Source organism: Arcicella aurantiaca (assembly GCF_003148625.1).
In the GTDB taxonomy this organism is placed as follows: domain Bacteria; phylum Bacteroidota; class Bacteroidia; order Cytophagales; family Spirosomataceae; genus Arcicella; species Arcicella aurantiaca.
In genome coordinates this window covers 363,851-382,037 of sequence record NZ_QGGO01000001.1, presented here as the reverse complement: position 1 = coordinate 382,037, position 18,187 = coordinate 363,851, and the positions used below count along the sequence as shown (strand labels likewise).

The following is an 18,187-nucleotide window of genomic DNA, read 5'->3' as shown; positions in this document are numbered from 1 at the left end:
CACAATTACCAACCGTTAAAGTTGTACTTACGCCAGAACATATCGTTGGACTATTGACCGTTGGTGATGGTGTAGGATTTACCGTAACGACAGTCTGAGCCGTAGCCGTACAAGCATTTGCACCCGTTACAGTAAGAACATAAGTACCTGTTACAGCAGTAGTTGCACTGGTAATGCTTGGATTTTGTAAAGCTGAAGTAAAAGAATTAGGTCCTGCCCAAGCATAAGTACCTCCCCCCGACGATGTAAGATTAACCGTAGCTCCTGAACAAATACTTAGATTAGCATTAATTGTTGGCGTTGGTACAGGATTCACAGTCACTTGTGCCGTTGTTGTTCCTTCACATCCATTTACATCAATGGCAGTTACCGTATAAACACCTGCTTGTGCAGAAGTTACATTGACAATTGATGGATTTTGACTCGTTGAGGTAAAACCACTTGGACCAACCCAACTATAAGTGTAAGGAGCAGTTCCGTTGGCAGGGCTTGCTCCGATAGTTGCCGTTTTTCCAGCACAAACTGTTGCATTGGTTCTGGTAAAAGTAAAATCTGGACAAGCCTGAAAAGTAAATCCAGACAAACGAACCGCTTGGTTATCGCTTGCTCCATTTGTCGTACCTTTAGCAGGCTGAGTTTGTGTTACACCATTACTCATGGTATAAGTTCCACCATTTACCCACCAAGTATAATATTCTGGGTGAGCTTGTTCATCACTTGCATCGTCAGGTCCATTTGAATAAATAATATCTAACTGTTTTATTGCATACGTAGAACTTAAAGCAATTGTACCTACGGGGTCAGCAGGCAAAACATTACCATTTTGGTTTGAATTATAGCTGGCTTTTGCGGTCTGAGTTGCAGTATTAACAGTGATAGCCGAGCCAGCAGCAATAGAGATTGGAACGTTTAATCCGTTTGCTCCTTTAGCAGTTACTCTAATTTCATCTTGATAGGAGTTTCCCGGAGCTTCATATTTTGATATACTTGATTGATTTAATGTAGGCTCAAAAGTCCAGTGTAAACCGATATAATCAATATCGCTAATGGTATAATTTGACAAATACACTGGTTTTGAAAAAGTATATCTTATCGTAACATATTCATGGAACTGAAAAGCATTAACTGCAAATGTTAAAAAGTTAAGTCCATAAGAGCCATTTGTTTGTGTAAAAACAGGATTACAGTCTGAGTCCCAAGGATCAATGATTGTACCATTTCCTGTAACATTATCTACCTCAGTGGAAGTCCCATTTGGATAAGGTAAACATCCATTACCTGTATCAAAAGGATTGGTTGTATAGGTATCAGGGTCACAATTTCTATTATTAGGGTCAATAATAGTCATGGTGACGTCCACAGTACAACCCGTTCCACAACTGATTGTAAATGTTTTAGAAACATCGGTAGCATTCCACACATTCCCTGTTGAACCATTATACCAAGCGAATGTACCCGTTTGTCCAAATGAAATATTGGCTAACATGATAAACAATCCACTAAATAACAAGGAGTTATAATATTGGGGACGCAACCATCTAAAGGTAGCCAATATTATATCAGCTTGTTGTCCCCAAAGGCTTGACCTGCGAAATTTCTTTATGGAAAAGAAAAAATTTAAGTTTAAACTAAAGGGATTATTCTTGAATTCTTTACATTGAAGGACTTTGCAAAATATTATAAAATTGCCTATTCCAGTATCCCAATTCCTCTCTTTTTTCATGGCGGTTTAAAAGAATTATTGTTATTAAATGAAGTGTTATATACCCATAAGTATCTTTATAAAAGCCACAATTAATATGCCATGAGTTATTTTTTCGTCAGAACATTGATAATTATCCGATTATAAAATAATAATAAGTGTAATTAGGGATTATTTTTATCATAATCTTGATTATCAACTACTTATGGCGTATCCAATTTTACCTCATTTGAAAATAGTTCAAATGAAGTTTATCCTTATTTATCTCATAATCTCAACATCATAACCAATCACCGAATACTTCTGCATGATTAAAACAAAAAAGCCCAACGTTATCAACGTCGAGCTTTCCGAATTATAATCCTTACTTTGTTTTTTCTTCATTCAAAATGATTTGTGTTTACACATTCTTTACATAGCATCAACAACACTAAATCATTATTTTTTTAATTGACAACTTCAATATATCTCATAGCCAATTGGAAGTGCAATATAATATATTTGTTTGGAAAAAAAATATCTGATTAACAAATTTCTTGTTTTATTAATATAGATTTTATCAGTTTATTATGATTTTCATCAAAAAGTATCATATTTCATTCTTAAAACAAACCTGTTTTACCTAACAAATCAGGTCTTCTTGCTTTGGTTCTTTCAATAGATTGTTCAAAACGCCATTCATTAACTTTTGCCTCATGCCCTGACAATAAAATATCAGGAACTTTCACGCCTTCAAATTCGGCAGGGCGAGTATAAACAGGCGGAGCTAAAAGATTATCTTGAAAAGAATCTGTCAAAGCAGAGGTTTCATCATTCAAAACCCCGGGAATTAGTCGAATAATGGCATCAGCACAAACTGCCGCAGCTAATTCTCCACCCGAAAGTACATAATCACCAATAGAAATTTCTTTAGTGATAAACATATCTCGAACACGTTGGTCAACTCCTTTATAATGTCCACACAAGAATATCAAGTTTCCTCCTAAAGACAAACTATTGGCTGTTTGCTGATTGAAAGTTTCACCATCAGGAGTCATATAGATGATTTCATCATATTCTCTCTCGCTCTGCAAATGTCTGATACACTTGGCAATTGGTTCTGCAAGCATCACCATTCCAGCTCCACCACCAAAAGCGTAGTCATCAACTTGACGGCTTTTTGTGGTGGTATAATCACGCAAATCATGCAATACAACTTCTGCATGACCCGCCTCCTGACCACGTTTTAAGATAGAATGTCCAAAAAAACTTTCCATCAATTTTGGCACTACTGAAATAATATCTATTCTCATGAAAAGAGTGAATGAGAGAATGAGTGAATGAGTGATTAAATAAAGCGTTTAAATTTCTTTATTAAATTCTCAATTCTATAATTCCCCCGTTCTTTTGTCATTCATTAATCTTCTAAATAAACTTCTAATAAACCTTCAGGTAAATTAACATTTAATACTTTTTTATCTTTTTCAGCATTTAAGACAATCTCAGGAATTACAGGAACGAATACTTCTTTTCCTTTATAATCCATCACTAATAAATCTTGGGCTTGCATAGAATGAACTGTTTGTACAGTACCTAATTCACCTAAATTTTTATCAATTACCTTAAAATCAATAATTTCGTGATAGTAAAATTGGTCGTCATCAAGTTCTGGTAATTCTTCTAAAGGTAAAAATGCTTGAAGATTTATCATTCCTTCTGCTTTCTCGAAAGTATCAATATCTTCAAATTGAACAATAGCTCTATTTCCAGAAAGACGGAATGATTCCATAAAAAATGGTACTAATTCACCTCTTACTTCAAGAAATATACTTTCTAAATCTTCATAATCTTCTGGAAAATCAACGTCAAGCCATAAGACAACTTCTCCTCTTACACCGTGCGTTTTTGTGATTTTTCCTAATTCAAAACAATTTTCTTTTGTCATTTTATAGTAGTACAGGTTTCCAACCTGTTTGGCATTGACAGGTCAGCAACCTGTTCTACATTAATATTCAAAAAAAAATGATACAAAACCACTTTAAAAGAGTCTTGTACCATTTCTTAAAATCTTATTTTTTAGAAAAACTATTCAGCAGATTCTGCTGGAGCTTCTGCATCAGCAACTGGTGCTTCTACTTCAGCCTCAACTTCAGCAACTGGCTCTTCTACAGTGTTTTTCTTAGCAATTGCAGCAGCACGAGCAGCGTTAATTTCTATTTCTCTTGCCATACGAGCAGCTTTCTCAGCATCTTTAGTTGCAGTTAAAGAGTCAGTTTTACCTGTAATCTTAGCATCTTTAGTTACTTTCCAGTCAGCAAATTTAGTATCAGCTACTTCTTGAGAAATTGCACCTTTGTTAACACCAACTTGTAAGTGTTTTTTCAATAAAACACCTTTATATGACAAAATTGCACGAGTAGTATCAGTAGGTTGAGCACCATTCATAATCCATCTCAAAGCAGTTTCTTCGTTCAAGTTGATTGAAGCAGGGTTTGTGTTTGGATTATAAGTACCGATTTTTTCGATGAATTTACCGTCACGTGGAGCTCTTGCATCAGCTACTACGATGTCATACATCGCTAATTTTTTACGTCCACGACGTGCTAATCTAATTTTAACAGCCATCTGTTATTTACGTTTTAGTGAAGGAACCCGTCCTTCGGTTATGGTATTTGTAAATTGGAGTGCAAAGATAGTGAAAAATAAGCAGTTGGCAAGATGTTCCGAGAATTATTTAATTAAAAAACAAAAGACTTGAGATTGCGTAAAAAGTATTAAGTATTAAGTATTATGAAAAGCCTCCAAATTTTACGCTATAACTTAGGACTTAAGACTTCATACTTTGGACTTTTACACAACTCCAAGTCTGAATATTTAGAAAATAAATCTATAAGCCGGATTCTGTCATTTTTAGGTATTTCACTAAAAAGTCTTATCATTTATCTCGACGCACCGTCACCGATACGCTCTATCGACCTACCCACTGACATCAGGCGAGCAGCCCTACAACTGTCAGCCTATTTGGTCTTTCAACACGTGAGGTTTACATACGCCCTGTTTGTCACCAAACAAGCGGTAGTCTCTTACTCTACCTTTTCACCCTTACCAAACCGAGATTTGGCGGTAATTTTCTGTTGCACTTGCTGTTATCAATTCGTCTCCAAATTAATACCTTCCCGTTAGGAAGCACGCTGCTCTACGTTGTCCAGACTTTCCTCCCTTGATTGCTCAAAGGCGATAAGATGATTTATTTTCTGGTACAAAAGTAGTGATGAGTTATGAGTAAAGCGTTATTATTTTTAAAAAATCCCTAAACTCAAAGTACAAAATCCCTAATTTTTAACCTTATAAACCGTCAATTTTAATGTCTAGCTTACCCTTCGCATTAATTACGGCAATGATAGAATTTGGCGTTAAATACACTTTGTCGGGCGTTAAATCCACTACATTTCCATTGAGCGTTACACCTTTAGAAACGGGTTTATTCAAGTTTGCTTGTACTTGCTTTTTCATTTCGTCAATCTGTCCTCCTATATTAAAAGTCATAGATTCTTTCATATTTTTAGCAAATTTTCCTTGAAAAAACCAGTTTGCCGTACTTATCAAAACGTTTCTGGTTTTTAAATCATAATCAAAATTATCCAAGAAAACAGATTTGGTCACAGGGTCGTAAGCGGGCGTTCCTTTAAAATAAATTTTACCATTGATACTTCCTTCAAGTCCAGATTTGATAACCATTTTATCTCCATCTCCATAAATATCAATGTCAGTTACTTTAACATTATATTTTCCATCTTTGAATGAAAAGTTTTGTCCAACCAAAGTATCGCCTGTCAGTTTTGCAGCTTCTGAAAGGGGAATTTCTGCAATAATTCCGACTTGAAAATCATCAGGTATTTGCGAAACTAACTTTAAATCAGGTACTGTTGTTACGGGTAAATACGCTGGTTTTACGCCAGTGATGGTTTCTGTAATCGCTTTAATGCCAATCGTTGCTTTTACACGATTATTTACAGTTGTCAGCGGAGTCATTTGTAATTCGGTAGGCGTCACTTTCAACCAAGTTTTATATTTTTCAGAAAGTAAATATGGTTGCATTGCTGTATTCCAAGCCTGAACGATGTACTTTTTAATTTCTACATTTTTACGTACTGCATCATCTAAGGCTTTCAAGATAGCGTCTTGCTTTGAATTAAGTGCTTTTTCTACTAAACCAGCCACTGAAATATCGAAACCTGCCAAACGAACGGTTGGTTTTTTCACCCATTCGTAGCCAATCGGGAAACTTTGAACGGATGCTTCCCAATTGGGAGCAATTGCGAATTTTGTTCCAAATTTTACGTTAAAATCAAAGTTCAATTCTTGCGGAGGAATCGAAATACCCATTACTTTATAACCAACTTTTGCCCAAACTTTTAGTGGTACAGTAAAGGTAAAAGTCTCATTTTGAGCGGTTACTGAAATTGCCTCTTTTTTATAAACTTTACACATGAAGTTATCATAATTGTTATCTTCCATGCTATTATCTTCAAAAACCAAGTCTTTTACATTGGCATTAATTTGACGTTCTACGTCTGCCATCGTGATTTCAAAAGGAATTCCGATGGTTGAAACATTTTTTTCCACTTGTTTTCCTTTGTAAATATAAGATTCCTTTGGAGCTTCTGGATTAGCGTTGGTACTATTGGCAGTTCCTCCATTGGAAGAAGTTGTACTTGGACTTGAACTTGCACAGCCTTGCAAGATTATGGCTGCTGCCAAAACAATCAATTGATTTCTCATAAAACTTTCCCTATCTCTGAAATGAAATTTTAAAATAATACCAGTTTTAAATATTCGGTGCGTATTTTACGGAAGTCATACACGCAATATCTTTTTAAAATTAGTATAAGTATATATTACCAAAACCAACGAATTACACAACCGAATATTACTTTATTTTTACCTTAGTAGCTCCATAACCGAATTTCTCCTTTTGTGCATCTTCAAAATACTGAACATTCTTATTTCCTGCCAATCTTTTATGAATAGAGTCACGCAAAACGCCATTTCCAACTCCATGAATAAAGGTAATTTCGTCCATTCCATTGGCAATTGCTGCTTCAAATTGGCGTTCAAATGTACTCATTTGTAGCTTCAACATTTCAGCGTTAGTCATCGCCCAAGAATCCTTTGTTAATTCTTCAATATGTAAATCAATTGACAACGAAGGCTTTGAAGGCAATTTCATTGGTTCAGGTGCTTGTTTTTCAAACATCTGTTCAATGATTTTTTCGGGTTCAATTTTGAAACTTACAGGATTTATTGAATCTTCAGCATCCAACTGAAACAAATGTGAATCTTGATTAAGAATTGGAGCTTTTGATTTATTCTTGAAAAATGTATTTACTCTAAATTTCAAGCGTTTGATAATTGGGTCGGGCAATTTCATGAATGCCAAACGGAAGTAAAATGCTTGAAAAACGAATGTTCCCCAATCTTCAAAATCTTTGACCAAAACATTTTGTACTTTGATAGAAGTTTTTGGTTTCAAAACACCAGCCGCTAAACCTTTATGATGTGGGTCTGAACCGACAGACAACATAAATGGAATATCCCAATCGGTATTATTGATAAGATGTTGCGACAGTTCACGGTCGTTTACAGGAATAAAAGCCATATAAACCCCACGATTTGCCAAAATTTCATTGGTCGGTAAACGACGGTCAATATTTTGTTGTGGTTCAAATCTGGCAACAGGTGTAGGATTAAAAACCTTCTGTTCCATTTCACTAATAACCACCACGTCAGAAGTTTTTACGGGAATCGTAAAACCATCTTCAATTTCTATTTCTAAAAGCCCATTAGCTAATATTTTTGTAACAATTCCTTCCTCACGACCTCGCATGAGACGTACTCTATCTCCTATATTCATAATGTTGTATGTGTAATTGGACAGCGAAATTAAGGAAATATTTGCTAAATTTGGGGTAAATAAAATCATTAAACACATGAAACCATTTGAACGCTGGACATTTGAAGACGTAGAAGAGACTTTTGATATGAAAAGAATCAAAAATCATCCTGTTCTAACGGATTGGCTAAATGCCCAATTTGAAGGAGACGATTACGTAACGAACCGTTTGGAAGTATTAAAGAATCGTTTGATTGATAATGTAGAATCTTGGAATGAAGAAGAACTGAAATATCAATTCTTAGGTCTTTTGATGGATTTGGTAGGAATGGATAATGAAAAATACAAGGCATTTTTGGGTAGAAAATTGTCTGCTAATGTCAATGGAGAAATTCTGTCGGGTAATGTCGATTTCGTAATTGCCACAGGAAAAGTAGAACCCAAACATCCATTTTTCTTTATCCACGAATATAAACAAGAAAAAAAGAAAGATAATGACCCTCTCGGTCAGTTATTGGTGGCAATGGTTGCGGCACAAATCAGAAACAATGACAATCGACCAATTTATGGTTCGTATATTGTTGGTCGATTGTGGTTTTTTGTTTGTTTGATAGAAAAAGAATATTCGGTAAGTTTAGCGTATGATGCCACACAAGATGATTTGTCAAATATTTATGCAATCCTTAAACAAGCAAATCGATATATTTTGGAGTATTTTAAGGGAAAGTAATCAATACCCTCCCAAATACTTTCTCATTACCCATTCCGCCGTTAAAAGAGCCAAAATCACAAAGAAAATCCAACGTAAGTTTATCATTTCTTTCAAGTCTTCGGTAGCATCTATTTTCTCAGGAACTTTATGATTTAAAATTGCCTTTTTGATTTCTTCAAATTGATTATTTTTGAAAAACTTCCCTCCTGTTTTGGTAGAAAGTTGACGCAAACCGTCAAAATCGGCGGTAAGGTTTAGGTTTTCTAATTGAACATCTTTAATGACAAATTCACCTACTGAAAGTTCTGCTTTGCCCAAAACAGTCGTACTCGCACGATAACGATACACGCCAGCAGGCAAAGAACTAATTTCAAATTTGGTATTATCTGGCGATGTTGAATAGCTAAAATTTCGGGCAATTCCTTTTTCGTCTTTGATTTCTAATTTGATGGGTAAATTATACAATTTCTCATAAATAGCATTGTAAATTTCCGTTTCAAAAACCACTTTTTCACCCAATAAAAATTCGGTATTGATTGGATAAACTCGTAATTTTCGTTTATCGTCTTTGGCAGAAATAAACTGTAAAACCTTCAACACCACATCATCAACAACTTCCTGTTTATCAGTCAATTGATATTCTTCTAAACGCCAAGCCCAAAGTCCTTCACCCGTAAATATTGCCGATTTCTTCGCTCCTGTATTGACCACAAAAAGTGGCTTTTGCGTTTGTACTGAGCCTACTTTTTGATAAAGAATTACTTCGGAATTTGGCAAAAGTTTAAATTCTCCAAATGGGACAGAAATTTGCGGTAATTTATTGATTAACTGCATTTTTTCTGTTTCAAAATTCAAAGATTTAAAGGCCTGATTATAAGCTCCTGTAACTTTATCATTTTGTCCAGCCTGCGAACTTATTTGCATCACCTGATTAAGTTGATTCAAATAACTTGTGCCTGACTGATTTCCCAAAACAAACATTGTTGGTGTGCCTTTATCAATTATTGGTTTGAAAATATTTGCGTAAGTATTGAAATAATCTGGAAGCTGATGAAGAATCAACAAATCATACGGTTTTGACGCAACGTCTGGATTTGGATTTTCCGTCAAAACTTTAATATCTAATTCATAATTCTCATTTTTCTCAATGATACTTTTTAATGCTTTTATATCAGGGTGCGGAGCAAGAGCAAGCAAAAGTATTTTTTCTTTTCCATCAATTACCTCCACATAGAGGTCTTGATGATTATTTCTTCCAGAAAATTCTCCGCCCAAAACATCCGTCTCAACTACTAAATGTTGAACGCCAATCTGATTGGCAGTGGTGTTAAAAGTAACCGTTTTTAAATCGTCATTTTGCTTAAAGATAAGCGTTTGTTTTTCTAAAACTTTACCACCTTGCTTTAAATACACATTTGTACTTTTCCCAGCAAAACCAAAAGCCGAAACGTCCGCTTGCACAGGAAACTTATTCCCTAAATAGGCTACCTTATTGGCATAAACGGATTTAACTGCAATATCTTTTTTAGGAATAGTATCACCTAATCCAATGGTGTGAACAGCAAAGTTGAAACTATTAGAAGCAGGCGAAACACCTTGATTGGCAATACCGTCGGAGATTAAAAGAACGTCGGTTAAGTTTTCACCTTCAAAGGCATTTTTTACGCCCGACAATAATCCTGAAAGGTCAGTAGTCTTTTTATTAAATTTCAGATTTTCAAGCTCTTGATTCGTTTCGTCGTCTAAAGAAGCAAAGGAAACATTGTATTCTTCCGCTTTCAATTCTTCTTTCAATTTAGTCAAATTGGCAACTAAATCAGTTAAGTTTTTTTGTCCTGCTACCAACATCGACTGCGAATTATCTAAAGCAACCACTACGGTTTTCTTTTGAACAGTTTGCGTGATTTGACGAATCAAAAAGTTTAAAAGCAAAAGACACAACAAACTCACCGACACGAACCGAAAGGCACTCATCAGATAATTTTGCGACTTCGACCAATTTGTATTTTTTTGATAAAGCACAAAAGCATACAAACCACCCGCCAATAAACAAAGAGGAATAAACCAAGGAGAAGATTGAAAAAGAAAATCGAATTTCATAGTTACAGTTATCAGTAAACAATTATCAGTAAACAGTAAAAAATCAATAAACAGCTATCGGTAAATCTGATAACTGTTTACTGATAACTGCAAACTGCTATGTTAGCATTCCGCCATCAACTTGAAGCACTTGCCCAGTGATGTATTTTGACATATCAGAAGCCAAGAAAACGCAAGCGTCTGCTACTTCTTCTGGTTGTCCGCCACGCTTCAAAGGAATAGATTTTGTCCATTCTTCAGTTGCTGCGTGATTAAGTTCGCCCGTCATTTCGGTTTCAATAAAACCTGGAGCAATGGCATTTGAACGAATATTTCTTGAGCCTAATTCTAAAGCCACAGATTTTGTAAAACCAATAATACCCGCTTTGGAAGCAGCATAATTAGCTTGTCCAGCATTTCCACGAAGACCAACTACCGACGTTAAATTGATAATTGAACCAGATTTAGCTTTCATCATCGGCTTAGTTGCCGCTTTTGTCAAGTTAAATACTGATTTTAAGTTTACTTGAATAACCGTATCCCATTGTTCTTCCGACATACGCATCAATAAACCATCCTTCGTGATTCCTGCATTATTTATCAATACATCTATTGTGCCAAAGTCAGCAATAACTGAATTCATCAATTCTTCTGCTTGCTTATAATCCGAAGCATCCGAACGATAACCCTTTGCTTTAACGCCCAAAGCGGTCAATTCTGATTCAAGAGCTTGTCCCTTTTCTACTGATGAAAGGTACGTAAAAGCTACATTTGCACCTTGTTGAGCCATTTTGAAAGCAATTGACCTTCCTATACCTCTGGAAGCTCCAGTTACTAAAACGACCTTATTCTGTAATAATGCCATAGATTTGTTTTTTATTTCGTTGGTTTTAAATTCTTTCAGAACTCAAATTTAACAGAACGCCCCAAGACGGCAAAATTAGAGGATAGAGTTTAGAGGATAGAGTTGAAAGAAGCAAAGGTTTGCCAATTATAATCAACTATAAATCAAATACTTGCAAAGAGTTTCATTCTTTTGAGAAGTAAAAAGTAATTTTTCGATAAAATTTATACTTGTATCTTTACTCTTCCACATTCCACTAATTTCAGATGAAAAAAATTATCTTCTCAATTTGTATATTATTTATTTTCTGTGCAAAATCATTGGCACAAGTACCAGATAGTACGCAAACTCCCGCAAATGTTATTCCTAATGTAATGACTACTGATACCACTGACGATGATGATGAAACCGAGTTTGATGCTACTGATGAACGAGAAAAACTACCCAATTGGTATTATAGTGTAAGTTTAGACGGAACGGCAAGTTCTGGGAATGTTAATCGTGAATTATTAAATTTTAAAACAACCTTAAATTACGAAAATCCGAAATCTATTTTTGGGTTTTTCACTGCTCCACGTTTTCAGTACGGAACAAACTCAGATATTTTACAAGAAAGAGAAATAAACTTAGATATTAATTCTACCTTGTTTTATGCTCAACACGACGTTTATGGACTTCTATTTGGAGCATTTGAACAGAGTAATCTCCGTAAAATTTCTTCTCGATTTAATATTGGTGTGGGAATAGGTTGGAGAATTTTGGGAGGAAGAAAGAACCCTAAAGCGAGATTCAAATTGAGTGTTAGCAATGCTTTGGTTAGAGAAATAACAGATTTTATAGTAAAACACGATAGAAACGTTTATCGTAATTCAACACGTTTTAAATTGAAGTACGATATTATTCCAAATAAATTCTTTATTCAAAGTGTCGTTTTCTTACAACCATCACTGATTGATGATTATTATCGTTGGAACTCCTCCACACAATTATCTTACAGTATAGGAAAATATATTTCAATTTTAGCATCATTTGAAAACACCTACGAAAACTTCAATACTTCGGGAATTCAAAATGCACAAACCAACACGACAATTGGGCTAATTTATAGTGGGTCGAAGTAAATTTCAGTTATACAACATCTCAAAATAGGTTTATTTTTTTTCGGATTTACTACGCTCGTAATTTCAAAAATGTGGGTTCACGTAAAAATACGCCTATAAATTAGGTTTTTACAAAACTTTCAATTATTTTTGAAACTATTAGACCGCATCCATATCAAGCTCCCGCCATTGCTTGGTGATTAATCTTAATTCCATCCGCACAGGAATTAACTTTTACAAATCTTTCCTAAGAATATTCTCGTAGGTTTCATGGTATCGTTGCATTTTGGCACGAAAAATGAATACAGAATCATTTTAGGGAAACCCTTACTTAATATAATCCATAAAAGTTATGAAACGACTATGTTTAGCAATCGGATTGCTGGCATATTTAGGCAGTGCCGATGCCTTCTCATTTTCACAATTGGCTTCTTTGGAGTCGAAAAATGAGCCTGCAAAAATTTTAAAATTCAATCAACAACAAGTTTCTAATCAATCTTCTGAAACAAAGCCCGTAAGTCAGCCTGCAAAACTTAATGCAGACCCTACCAAAACGGCGAATGCAGTCACTTGCTTTAATAATAAATCAGGTATTGGTTTATCACAAAGCAAAGACTTGGATGGTAGAGATATTTTAGCATTTCCATTAGATAAACTTCGGAATAATGTGCGTTATGGTTTCATTGAAAACTATAAACAGGGCTTTTCTCGTATCAAAAAAGATGGCGTTTGGGGATATTTGAACCTTTGCGGTGATGAAATTATCGCTTGTCAATACGAAAAAGCTGAACCATTTAATGATGGAAAAGCCTTAGTAAAACGCCAAGATTGGCATTTTGTGGACAATTTAGGCATTGAAAGCGACGGACTTCAAAATATTGTTGATGCCAAAAGTCTATCGAAAGGAATATCTTTAGTCAAATTAAAGTCAAATCAAATGACTTTAATTGATAATAATTTCGATAAAACAAACAAACCTGCATCATCACTTTATGATGAAATTATTGTTTTGAATAACAGCACTTTAGCCGTTAAATCCAATGCAAAATGGGGCGTTTTCAAAATTGGAGAGGGAGCAATTTCTGAACTTTCTTATGATTTAATTGAGCCATCTGGAAAAGATAATTTATTCAAAATTTACTTAAACAAAAAAGTAGGTTTGATAGATGCAAATGGAGAAGTTTTGTGGAAACCAGATTTTAATGTCATCACTGATGTTGATAATTATGGTTTCGTGAAAGGTATCAGCGATACAAAACAGCAATTAGTCAATGTTAATGATTTTAGAGTAAGTAAAATTTACAAAAAAATTAGTGATTTTGACAATCGTGGTTTAGGGATTATTCAAGGAGAAAATAATCTTTTTGGCTTAGTTGACAAAGACCTAAAAACGGTCATTGAACCGCAATTTAATACGATTGGTGCCATGGGCGAATTTGACTTAATTCCTGTTAGCAAAGAGGTTACAGGAAAGGGTTTAAAATTCGGATTTATTAATTTGAAAGGCTTAGAAGTTATTCCTTTAGAATACGAATCTGTTGGAAAAATCAATAAAAAAGGACTTTTGGTAGTTAAAGAAACGGTTAGTTGCAACTTAGACGAAAAGGGTAAAAAAATTGGAACGTGCAAAGCTGATAAGGTAATCGACGTAAATGGTAGCACGGTTATTTTACCTATTACTAAATATCCAGACGCAGGCAAAATCAATTATACTGTAACAGACTCAATGGTACATAATTGTATCGTTGTGAGGGCTTACCGTAACGAAGACAAAAATAAGAATGTCAAATTTATGCTTGTCCGTGGCGATGATTTTAAGGTAATTACACCTGAACCATTCGATTTTGTACAGGCTGTTAGCAAGCATCAATTCTTCTTTGTTCGTCAGAATGGTTTATGGGGAACATTAGATACAACAGGAAAGTATTTAGCAAAATGTCAGTTTAAAACAGTTTTGATGGCATCTGAAGACTACTATTTAGTGCAGAATGATAATGACAAATATGGTTATCTTGACCAAAGAGGGAAAATTCAAGTGACACCAGATTATGCAAGTCTTGAATATTTTAAAAATGGTTTTGCGATTGCTTCAAAAGGAGAAAATCAAGTTGGTTTAATCAACAAGTTTAATGCTAAAATTATTCCTTTTGCATTTAGAGAAATTAAATTCAAGGAAAATACCAGAGAATACGAAGTATTAGACCGAGACAATAATCGTTATATGCTCAATCAGCAAGGCGAATGTACTCAAAATTGTAAACAATTAGAGGCTATTCGCTCAAAAGCCAACGGCTCTGAATAACTAACGACGATAAAATTAGAAAAACCTATTCTTTATAAGAGAGTAGGTTTTTTTTGTTCGTTATAAACTAAAAGCTAACTTAGCGTAATTATTCGGAACAATAAAGGGTTTGTCACATGACAAACGATAGACCACTGATGAAACGGATTATACTGATTTTCGCTGATTTTTCTTTATTTTATCCCAGTGTAAATCTGTAAAATCAGTTCAATCTGTGGGCTAAATTTGTCTGAGACAAATAGTTGATAGTTCCGTAATTATTTAATAATAACTCTGTTAAAAACGCTGTAAAAAGCAATTCCAATTCGTTGAAAAAAATACTTTTAACGATATTGTTAGCTTGGGGGAGCAACAATATCACCAAGGCTCAGGTGCGTCCTGTTAAGCCCAAACCTTTGCCTACGCAAAAGGTAAAATCTTTACGAACAAGTACAAAAACTGTTCGAAAGAAAGATTCATCTATTGGCAAACCCAAGCCAACTCGTCCATCCAACACAATTCAAGTTCAAGCTAACGAAACAATTCTTACCATCAATAAGGCAAAAGATTTGTTCAAATCTGGTTATTTACTTCAAACTTTTAGGCTATTAAATCAATACAAAGATTCACCACAAATGGACGCCGAAAGCTACCATTATCTGGGAGAATGCCGAAGAAATATTGGCGGAGGAATTGAAACCAACTACAAATTAGCAGAAGAATATCTCCTCAAATCTTTAGTTCTTCAAGATAACAAAGATGTTCATTTATCCTTAGGGCAAATTTATGAATTAGGCGGTTTCAATCTTCAAAGAGATAGTCAGAAAGCAATTTTCCATTTCCAACAAGCTGCAAATCAAGATGTCAGCTTTGCGAAATTTGAATTAGGCAGACTCTACTTTCAAGGTTTATCAGATAGCTTAAAGAATGAAAACAAAGGCATTGTACTTTTGGAAGAAGCTGGCATTCAAGACATTCCAGAAGCTCAATGGATGTTGGGTTCAATTTATGCCAAAGGATACGATAGTGTTCCGAGAGATATGACAAAAGCCAAATTTTGGTTTAAAAAGTACAAAGAGAATAAAACAATCAAGCAAAATATAAAACTGTAAATTATAAAATCATGAAAACAACATTCTTAGTAGCCGCCACAATTTGGGTGTTCACATTAGTAAAAATTAATGCTCAAACTACAACTTCTCCAACATCAACGATTACAGTTGGTGCATCTGTCAATATTTCGGGGAAACAACGAATGCTTACCCAAAGAATGGCAAAAGCGTATATGTATATCGGGATGAATATCAATACTGAAGTTGCCAATCGAGAAAGAAATAACTCTATTATTCTTTTTGAGGAAAACCTAAAATCATTAATGACTTTCACCCCGACAGATAAAATCAATTTATTGTTATTGAAGGAAGAAACACTTTGGAAAGAATACAAAAAACTCATTACTTCGGAAGTAACAAAGGATAATGCCAAACAGATTTTAGAAACTAATACCACTATTCTGAATGCTTGCGATGACGTTGTAAAAGCTTATGTAGAATATGCAGGAAGCCTAAAAAAAGAAGTTGAAGGGGTGTCTTCTGCCATTATTGCAGACAATATCAATACCTCAGGCAGACAGCGAATGTTATCCCAAAGAATTACTTTTTATTATGCCGCTTACGTTTGGGGCGTTGCAGAGTCAGCTACGGCTTTACGCTTGAAAAATTTGGCAGAGTTTTTACAACAAAATTTCAGTCAATTAATTACTTCGGAAGTGAACAATACTGAAATTGATGATGCCATTGCAGGTGTTGTTGGCGACTGGCGAGAAATTGAAGAAAAGTGTGTAAAAGACAACTGTTATACCTTTGAAAATAAAGGCGTTGAAGTTGGAAAAATGTACGCTTTTTCGGGAACAGTTTTATCAAAAATGGATAAAATAACGGCTCTATATGCGAAGTTATTGGAGTAATAATATTTGATAATAAAAATCCCAATTTTACGAAATATAAAATTGGGATTTTTATTTTGTTAAAACTGATAACTGTTAATTGGTAACTGATAACTGACCTGCCTTTCCTCCACCCAAAAATTTACTATCCAATAATTTAGTAACACCCTCAAATGGAACGGTGGTTTTATTATATCCAAATGTTGTGGCTAAAGAACTGGTTTTGTTATTATCACCCATCACCATATCAACGTCTTGCATGGTCATTTGGCAAGGATGTTCATAGCCACAAGCATGAGTAATTTCAAGAATTTCTTTGTTCAATGTTTTTACATAATTATAAAAACGCTCACTTTTTAATGCAGGGTCAATGCCAGCTTGCAACCATTTGCTTGAAGTTGCCACGCCCGTAGGACAACGATTGGTATGACAAACCTGTGCTTGGATACAACCAATTGACATCATGGCTTCACGTCCAACATTTACCAAATCACAACCCATCGCAAATGCCATCATTGCTTTTTCTGGAAATCCTAATTTACCCGAACCAATAAATACTACTCTATTGGTTAAATCATATTTCTGAAAAATCTTATAAATTTTGGTAAAAGCAAAATTAAAAGGCAACGACACGTGGTCGGCAAAGGCGTGCGGGGCTGCTCCTGTGCCACCTTCTCCTCCATCAATGGTAATAAAATCAGGACCCTTGCCCGTTTTAACCATGTACTGAGCCAATTCTTCCCACATTTCAGTTTTACCAACCGCAGATTTTATACCAACTGGCAAGCCTGTTTGATTAGCCATATCTTCAATAAAATCTACCATTTCTGTAATAGTCGAAAATTGACTATGAAATGCAGGCGAAAGGGCATCTTTGCCCATTGGAATATGACGAATTTCTGAAATTTCTTTTGTGATTTTAGCCGCAGGTAACATCCCTCCTTTCCCAGGTTTTGCTCCTTGCGAAAGTTTCAATTCTAAAGCTTTGATGAAAGGGTTATCGGTAGTCATTTTGATTAATTTCTCCATCGAAAAACTACCTTCGTCATCACGAACACCAAAATATGCTGTTCCGATATTGACAATCACATCTGAGCCAAATTTATGATAAGGCGATAATGAACCTTCGCCTGTGTTATGATAACAGCCAAATTTTTCTGCTCCTTTATTCAAAGATTCAATAGCTTTTGCTGATAATGAACCGTAACTCATTCCCGAAATATTGACTACCGAATAAGGTTTATAAGGCTTTTTACGCTTGTGATATTCGCCTATTGTTTTGGCACATGGTACGGCACTTGGTTCTTTTTTATTGGGATGTCCATCTGGCAGACGAAGCCCAAGCATGGCGTGTTTGATAAAAATGTAGCCAACCGAGTTAAAGTCTTGGTCAGACCCAAAGCCTTGCAAATTATTTTCCTGTTTTGATGAAGCATAAACCCAAGCTCTTTCGCCACGATTGAATGGCAATTCTTCACGGTTATTTGCCACTAAATATTGTCGAATTTCAGGACCAATTTTTTCAAGCATATACCTAATATGCCCAATTACAGGAAAATTGTGTTGAATAGTGTGTCGATTTTGTAAAATGTCTCTGATTGCCAAAATGACAATGCCCGCAGGAATTAGTAACCAGTAATTCATAGATTAGT

Annotated in this window: 14 protein-coding genes, 1 other RNA gene and 1 pseudogene; 5 read left to right on the top strand and 11 right to left on the bottom strand. The window is 35.0% G+C overall.

Translation table 11 applies throughout. From position 1 onward, the window contains the following. From LV89_RS01605 to LV89_RS01575, 8 genes and pseudogenes are all read right to left on the bottom strand, one after another. Nucleotides 1–1,486: pseudogene (locus LV89_RS01605) on the bottom strand (hypothetical protein); the annotation flags it as partial. 477 nt (nt 1,487–1,963) lie between these two features. Further along, nucleotides 1,964–2,086, bottom strand: a complete 123-nt coding sequence (locus tag LV89_RS25780) for a hypothetical protein (RefSeq protein ID WP_262509843.1) — start codon at nt 2,084–2,086, stop codon at nt 1,964–1,966. Between the two features lie 218 nt (nt 2,087–2,304). Further along, the gene (gene trmD / locus LV89_RS01600) at nt 2,305–2,994 is read right to left on the bottom strand and encodes a tRNA (guanosine(37)-N1)-methyltransferase TrmD (RefSeq protein ID WP_109741100.1); all 690 of its coding nucleotides are present in this window, start codon (nt 2,992–2,994) and stop codon (nt 2,305–2,307) included. 104 nt (nt 2,995–3,098) lie between these two features. Beyond that, on the bottom strand, nt 3,099–3,626 hold the full coding sequence (gene rimM, locus LV89_RS01595) for a ribosome maturation factor RimM (RefSeq protein ID WP_109741099.1): 528 nt from the start codon (nt 3,624–3,626) through the stop codon (nt 3,099–3,101). Nucleotides 3,627–3,766: 140 nt separating this feature from the next. Beyond that, nucleotides 3,767–4,306 carry a 30S ribosomal protein S16 gene (locus LV89_RS01590; RefSeq protein WP_109741098.1) on the bottom strand — a complete coding sequence of 180 codons (540 nt, stop codon included), beginning with the start codon at nt 4,304–4,306 and terminating at the stop codon, nt 3,767–3,769. Nucleotides 4,307–4,555: 249 nt separating this feature from the next. Next, nucleotides 4,556–4,935, bottom strand: an RNA gene (rnpB, locus tag LV89_RS01585) — RNase P RNA component class A. Nucleotides 4,936–5,026: 91 nt separating this feature from the next. Then, entirely contained in the window at nt 5,027–6,463 is a 1,437-nt protein-coding gene (locus LV89_RS01580; protein ID WP_109741097.1) for a DUF4403 family protein, read from the bottom strand. A gap of 148 nt (nt 6,464–6,611) precedes the next feature. Next, nucleotides 6,612–7,595 carry a Smr/MutS family protein gene (locus tag LV89_RS01575; RefSeq protein WP_109741120.1) on the bottom strand — a complete coding sequence of 328 codons (984 nt, stop codon included), beginning with the start codon at nt 7,593–7,595 and terminating at the stop codon, nt 6,612–6,614. Between the two features lie 76 nt (nt 7,596–7,671). Here LV89_RS01575 and LV89_RS01570 point away from each other — a divergent pair, with 76 nt between their 5' ends. Further along, complete coding sequence (locus tag LV89_RS01570) at nt 7,672–8,304, top strand: hypothetical protein (protein WP_109741096.1); 633 nt, start codon at nt 7,672–7,674, stop codon at nt 8,302–8,304. Here LV89_RS01570 and LV89_RS01565 read toward each other — a convergent pair whose 3' ends face one another. Together LV89_RS01565 and fabG are read right to left on the bottom strand one after the other, a co-directional pair. Then, nucleotides 8,305–10,386 carry a hypothetical protein gene (locus LV89_RS01565; protein ID WP_109741095.1) on the bottom strand — a complete coding sequence of 694 codons (2,082 nt, stop codon included), beginning with the start codon at nt 10,384–10,386 and terminating at the stop codon, nt 8,305–8,307. A 97-nt stretch (nt 10,387–10,483) separates the two neighbouring features. Next, the gene (fabG, locus tag LV89_RS01560; RefSeq protein WP_109741094.1) at nt 10,484–11,230 is read right to left on the bottom strand and encodes a 3-oxoacyl-[acyl-carrier-protein] reductase; all 747 of its coding nucleotides are present in this window, start codon (nt 11,228–11,230) and stop codon (nt 10,484–10,486) included. A 245-nt stretch (nt 11,231–11,475) separates the two neighbouring features. On the opposite strand from fabG, the gene LV89_RS01555 reads away from it, so the two are divergent. The 4 genes from LV89_RS01555 (at nt 11,476) to LV89_RS01540 (ending at nt 16,556) form a co-directional block, all read left to right on the top strand. Then, nucleotides 11,476–12,330 carry a DUF481 domain-containing protein gene (locus LV89_RS01555; RefSeq protein ID WP_109741093.1) on the top strand — a complete coding sequence of 285 codons (855 nt, stop codon included), beginning with the start codon at nt 11,476–11,478 and terminating at the stop codon, nt 12,328–12,330. Nucleotides 12,331–12,661: 331 nt separating this feature from the next. Further along, a complete protein-coding gene (locus LV89_RS01550) occupies nt 12,662–14,611 on the top strand; it encodes a WG repeat-containing protein (RefSeq protein ID WP_109741092.1) in 1,950 nt (649 codons plus the stop codon). A gap of 308 nt (nt 14,612–14,919) precedes the next feature. Continuing rightward, nucleotides 14,920–15,702, top strand: coding sequence for a tetratricopeptide repeat protein (locus tag LV89_RS01545; RefSeq protein WP_146199045.1), 783 nt, complete (start codon nt 14,920–14,922; stop codon nt 15,700–15,702). 11 nt (nt 15,703–15,713) lie between these two features. Beyond that, a complete protein-coding gene (locus LV89_RS01540) occupies nt 15,714–16,556 on the top strand; it encodes a type IV pili methyl-accepting chemotaxis transducer N-terminal domain-containing protein (RefSeq protein ID WP_109741090.1) in 843 nt (280 codons plus the stop codon). Between the two features lie 75 nt (nt 16,557–16,631). Here LV89_RS01540 and LV89_RS01535 read toward each other — a convergent pair whose 3' ends face one another. Beyond that, nucleotides 16,632–18,179 carry an FMN-binding glutamate synthase family protein gene (locus tag LV89_RS01535; RefSeq protein WP_109741089.1) on the bottom strand — a complete coding sequence of 516 codons (1,548 nt, stop codon included), beginning with the start codon at nt 18,177–18,179 and terminating at the stop codon, nt 16,632–16,634. Nucleotides 18,180–18,187 lie beyond the last annotated feature (8 nt).